This window comes from Microbacterium sp., from assembly GCF_036277215.1.
Classification (GTDB): Bacteria; Actinomycetota; Actinomycetes; order Actinomycetales; family Microbacteriaceae; genus Microbacterium.
The window spans coordinates 1-5236 of sequence record NZ_DASUNI010000119.1 but is presented as its reverse complement, the minus strand read 5'-3'; the positions used below and the strand labels follow the sequence as shown (position 1 = coordinate 5236).

Annotated in this window: 3 protein-coding genes; 2 read left to right on the top strand and 1 reads right to left on the bottom strand. The window is 68.3% G+C overall.

The window, feature by feature from the left end:
- Window positions 1-380 precede the first annotated feature (380 nt).
- Entirely contained in the window at window positions 381-1346 is a 966-nt protein-coding gene (locus tag VFX99_RS06225) for a hypothetical protein (protein WP_329665449.1), read from the top strand.
- Window positions 1347-1498: 152 nt separating this feature from the next.
- Here VFX99_RS06225 and VFX99_RS06220 read toward each other — a convergent pair whose 3' ends face one another.
- Entirely contained in the window at window positions 1499-2956 is a 1458-nt protein-coding gene (locus VFX99_RS06220) for a GuaB1 family IMP dehydrogenase-related protein (protein ID WP_329665448.1), read from the bottom strand.
- Window positions 2957-3132: 176 nt separating this feature from the next.
- On the opposite strand from VFX99_RS06220, the gene VFX99_RS06215 reads away from it, so the two are divergent.
- Window positions 3133-5236 (top strand): multifunctional oxoglutarate decarboxylase/oxoglutarate dehydrogenase thiamine pyrophosphate-binding subunit/dihydrolipoyllysine-residue succinyltransferase subunit (locus VFX99_RS06215; RefSeq protein WP_329665447.1); only part of this gene is annotated, 2104 nt, incomplete at its 3' end.

Here is a 5236-nt window from a genome sequence, read left to right as displayed (position 1 = left end):
CATCACGCATCACCCCCCGGATGGGAAGCGTGGCAGTGGGGCGAGCGTCTACTGGGGGGGTCGTCCATCGTGCCGTCAAGTCTACGGCAGGGGTGATGCGCCGAAGCCGGGCGGGCGGGAGGCGGCGGGGGTCGCACTGACGTGGTCGCGCAGTCTCCGGCATCCGGCGTTCTTGATTCGCAATTGCGACGCAGATGGGCTTGTGCGACACATTCCTGCTTGCGCCCTGAGGAAAATGTGGCGCGCCAGCAGGAACTGCCGCATGCATGGAGGGGCGAAGCCATCACTCGAGTCCTCCCCGAGCAACCGGATTCGCAAACGCTCCACCGGCGCCCGATGAGGTCGAGCGCCCAAGTTCGATGGCGGATGATGATGAGCGGATGCCGTGGCTCTACGCACCGCCGATCAACACGGTTTTCCGCCGGCGCGAGATGTTCGGCGACTCGGTCAATGAACGCAGGCTGAGGCGCAAGGTCGACGCCGGCGAGTTCGTGAGGATCGCGCCGGGATCATTCGCTCCACGCGAAGCCTGGTGGGCTGTGACGCCGATGGCCCGCCACGCGCAGTGCGTGTGGGAAGCCGCATCACGCCTTCAACCCGGCACCGTGTTCTCGCATTTCGCGGCTTCCGCGGTGTGGGAGATCGACACGCTGGGCGACTGGCCGGATGCCGTCGACGTGAGCGTTGCGCGGGCGCGGGGCGGTCGCTCGACAGGTGGTATCCGACGTCACACGCGAGCCGTCGAATGGGTTGATGTCGTGTCGTGGGGCCACCACTTCGTGACGACTCCCCTGCAGACAGCGCTCGACCTCGCCGCGGCCCAACCGTTCCTGCGGGGTGTCGTCGCGGCAGACCAGGCGGCGTGGGCACGCCGCCGGGGTGGCGCACTGGTGACTCTCGAACAGCTGCTGGCGGGCGCCGCATCCTATGCGGGACGCGGCGCGGCTCGCGCACGGCGGGTGGCGGATTTCGCCCGCTCGGGAGCGGATAGCGTTCGCGAGACGCAGAGCCGGGTGTTGATCGCGCGAATGGGATTTCCCCAGCCCGAGCTGCAGCAGCGCTTCACGTTGCCGAGCGGCCGCGTGGTCTACAGCGACTTCTGGTGGCCGGACCAGAAGCACGCCGGCGAATTCGACGGAATCGGGAAATATGTCGATCCCGAGCTGCTGCGTGGTCGCTCGCCGAGGCAGGCGCTGCTCGAGGAGAAGGACCGCGAGGACGAGCTCAGGCGCGTCGTCCGGGGATTCGCGCGGTGGCGGTCGCCGGCTCTCGATGAACCCGCGCTCCTGTACGACATCCTGACCTCGACCGGTCTTCGATCGCGGCTCGCGCGTCCCGCGTCCTGACTGCACGCCGCGACTTATCGCGGCAGTCGGCCGCTGTGCGACGCAATCCTGCGACTGCCACAGTTTCCTGCTTGTGCGCACGCGAATATGTGCCGCACAAGCATGAGAGCGACGCAACCGGGTCGCAAAGCCGACGCCTGCAACCCGGGCCGTCACCAGCTGACGGGCAGCGCCTTGCCTTCTTCGTACCCCGCCGCCGACTGCAGCCCCACGCGCGCGTGCTCGCGGAACTCCGCGACCGAGGAGGCGCCGGCGTAGCTGAACGACGAGCGCACGCCCGACGTGATCATGTCGATGAGGTCCTCCAGGCCCGGGCGCAGCGGATCCAGGTAGATCCGCGACGACGAGATGCCCTCCGCGAACAGCTCCTTGCGCGCCAGCTCGTACGGGTCGAGGCGTCCGAACCGGTCGTGCACCGCCTTCGTCGAGGCCATCCCCCACGATTCCTTGAACGAGCGACCGGCATCGTCGACCTGGAGCTCGCCGGGTGCTTCGATCGTGCCCGCGAACCACGATCCGATCATGACGGATGCCGCGCCCGCCGCGAGCGCGAGTGCGACATCGCGCGGATACCGCACGCCGCCGTCGGCCCAGACGTGGGCGCCCATGATGCGCGCAGCCTCGGCCGTCTCGAGCACTGCGGAGAACTGCGGGCGGCCGACCGCGGTCATCATGCGGGTGGTGCACATAGCGCCGGGACCGACCCCGACCTTGAGGATGTCGGCGCCCGCGGTGACCAGGTCGTGCACGCCCTCGGCGGTGACGATGTTGCCTGCGGCGATCGGGATGCCGAGGCCGAGCTCGGCGACGGTGCGCAGTGCGCGCAGCATCCCTTCCTGGTGTCCGTGCGCGGTATCCACGACGAGGACGTCCACTCCAGCTGCCGCCAGCGCGCGCGCCTTGGAGGCGACGTCGCCGTTGATGCCGACCGCTGCCGCGACGCTGAGGCGGCCTGATGCGTCCACCGCGGGCCGGTAGAGCGTTGAGCGCAGAGCGCTGCGGCGCGACAGCGTTCCCACGACGAAGCCGTGGTGCAGCACGCACACCGTCTCGGCTCCTGCGCCCACGATCAGGTCGAACGCGTGACGGGCGCTTTCGACGTCGTCCGCGTCGATGGATGCCGTCCGCCCGCGTGCAAGGTCGCCCAGGCGCGCGTCCGGCAATGCGGTGCCCAGACGCGTCGCGGGAACGACTCCGAGGACGGCATCGATGTTGAGATGGCCTCCCGAGACGTCGGCCACCACGATGCCGTGACCTTCCGTCGCAGGCAGCAGGCGCGCCGCATCCGCGACCGTCGCCTGCGGGGGCAGTACGAGGGGGGTGTCCCACCGCACCGGCTGATCCTTGACCCAGCGGATCGCGGCATCCAGCTCCTGCAGCGGCATGTCCTGGGGAAGCACGCCCAATCCGCCGCGCCGGGCGAGGGTCGCCGCCAGTCGCGCGCCGGTGACGGAGTTCATGTTCGCCGAGACGAGCGGGATCGTCGCGTTCGTGCCATCGCCTGGTGAGAGATCCACGTCGAGCCGGCTCGTGACGGCCGAGTGCCGGGGTACCAGGAAGACATCCGAGTAGGTCAGATCGACCTCGGGCTCCTCGCCGTAGAACTCCATATCCGAAAGGTTAGTGACTCTTGCTGTGCGGATAACGATGCACGATCGTGTTCGGCGGCGGGGTTTTGATCCCCGCGACGCCGCGCAAGACTGGGTTAGGCTTAACAGTCGTGCGTGGGGGCCGTTGGATCTTGCCCTGACGCTCCTAAAGTCTTCACGAAAGCGGGCGATCGAGCGTGTCGAGCCAGGTGACGGGCGTCGGAGTGGCGAGCGAAGGGGAGTTCGGAGCCAACGAATGGCTCGTCGACGAGCTCTACGAGCAGTACAAGGTAGACAAGAACTCCGTCGACAAGGCGTGGTGGCCCATCCTCGAGGCGTACCACCCTGTCGATACGACGGCATCCACCGGCCCGACGACGGCCGCCGCAGCCACCGGCGCAGCGGCGACCACCGCCCCTGCCGCGTCCGGCGCGTCGCCGCAAACCGCACCCGGCGGAACAACGGCGGAGGCGGCGAAGCCCACCGCCGAGCCCACCGCCCCCGCACCGACTCAGACCACTTCGGAAGCTGCGAAGCCGAGCGGCGGAGCGCCTGAGCCGCACCCGGTCACCGCCCCCATCCCCGTCGTCGGCGCTCAGCCTGTCGCCCGAACGACGGCACGGCCCGCCGCACCCCCGCCGATCCCGGCGCAGGCGCCGACCGTCGCACCGTCGGCGGGCACCGAGAATCCCGAGGACGACAAGGTCACGGTCCTGAAGGGGATGACCAAGACCCTCGCGTTGAACATGGACGAGTCGCTGACCGTCCCGACGGCGACCAGCGTCCGCACCATCCCCGCGAAGCTGATGATCGACAACCGCATCGTCATCAACAACCACATGTCGCGCACGCGCGGCGGCAAGATCAGCTTCACCCACCTCATCGGGTGGGCGCTCATCCGGGCACTCAAGGAGTTCCCGAGCCAGAACGTCTTCTACGCCGAGATCGACGGCAAGCCGTCGGTGGTCGCGCCGGCCCACATCAACCTGGGCATCGCGATCGACCTGCCCCGTCCCGACGGCACGCGCGCGCTGATGGTGCCGAGCATCAAGCGCGCAGACACCTTGACCTTCAACGAGTACCTCGTGTCGTACGAAGACCTCGTCGTCCGCGCGCGCGCCGGCAAGCTCACCGCCGCGGACTTCCAGGGCACGACGCTGTCGCTGACCAACCCCGGCGGCATCGGCACTGTGCACTCGGTGCCGCGGCTCATGAAGGGCCAGGGCTGCATCATCGGCGCCGGCGCCCTCGAGTATCCCGCCGAGTTCCAGGGCGCGAGTGAGAAGACGCTCAACGAGCTCGCGATCGGCAAGACGATCACCCTCACCAGCACATACGACCACCGCGTCATCCAGGGCGCCGGTTCGGGTGAATTCCTGAAGAAGGTGCACGAGCTGCTGATCGGGCAGCGCAACTTCTACGAGGACATCTTCGCGGCGCTGCGCATTCCCTACGCGCCGATCCACTGGGCGGCCGACATCAACGTCGATCTCGCCGAGCGCGTGGACAAGCAGGCCCGCGTCCAGGAGCTCATCAACTCCTTCCGCGTGCGCGGTCACCTGATGGCCGACATCGATCCGCTCGAGTACGTGCAGCGCACGCACCCCGACCTCGAGATCGAACAGCACGGCCTGACGTTCTGGGACCTCGACCGGTATTTCGTCACCGGCGGCTTCGGCGGCAAGCGCCAGATGAAGCTGCGCGACATCCTCGGCGTGCTCCGCGACTCGTACTGCCGCACGACCGGCATCGAGTACATGCACATCCAGGACCCCGAGCAGCGACGCTGGTTCCAGGAGAACGTCGAGCTCAAGTACGAGAAGCCCGGCCACGACGAGCAGCTGCGCATCCTGAGCAAGCTCAACGAGGCCGAGGCCTTCGAGACGTTCCTGCAGACGAAGTACGTCGGCCAGAAGCGCTTCAGCCTCGAAGGCGGCGAGTCGCTGATCCCGCTCCTCGACGAGATCCTCCAGGGGGCGGCCGAAGCCGGCCTCGACGGCACCGCGATCGGAATGGCCCACCGCGGCCGTCTCAATGTGCTGACGAACATCGCGGGCAAGACCTACGGTCAGGTGTTCCGCGAGTTCGAAGGCTCCGTCGCCGTGGGCAGCAAGAGCGGCTCCGGTGACGTCAAGTACCACCTCGGCACCGAGGGCACGTTCGTCGCCGACCACGGCGAGCAGCTCCCGGTCTACCTCGCGGCCAACCCGTCGCACCTCGAGACCGTCGACGGCGTGCTCGAGGGCATCGTGCGTGCGAAGCAGGATCGCAAGCCGGTCGGCAGCTACTCGTGGCTGCCCA

Excerpts from the sequence above, each read along its gene's own strand:
- VFX99_RS06225 (WP_329665449.1), top strand. The coding sequence starts at position 381 with ATGCCGTGGCTCTACGCACCGCCGATCAACACGGTTTTCCGCCGGCGC.
- VFX99_RS06220 (WP_329665448.1), bottom strand. The coding sequence starts at position 2,956 with ATGGAGTTCTACGGCGAGGAGCCCGAGGTCGATCTGACCTACTCGGAT.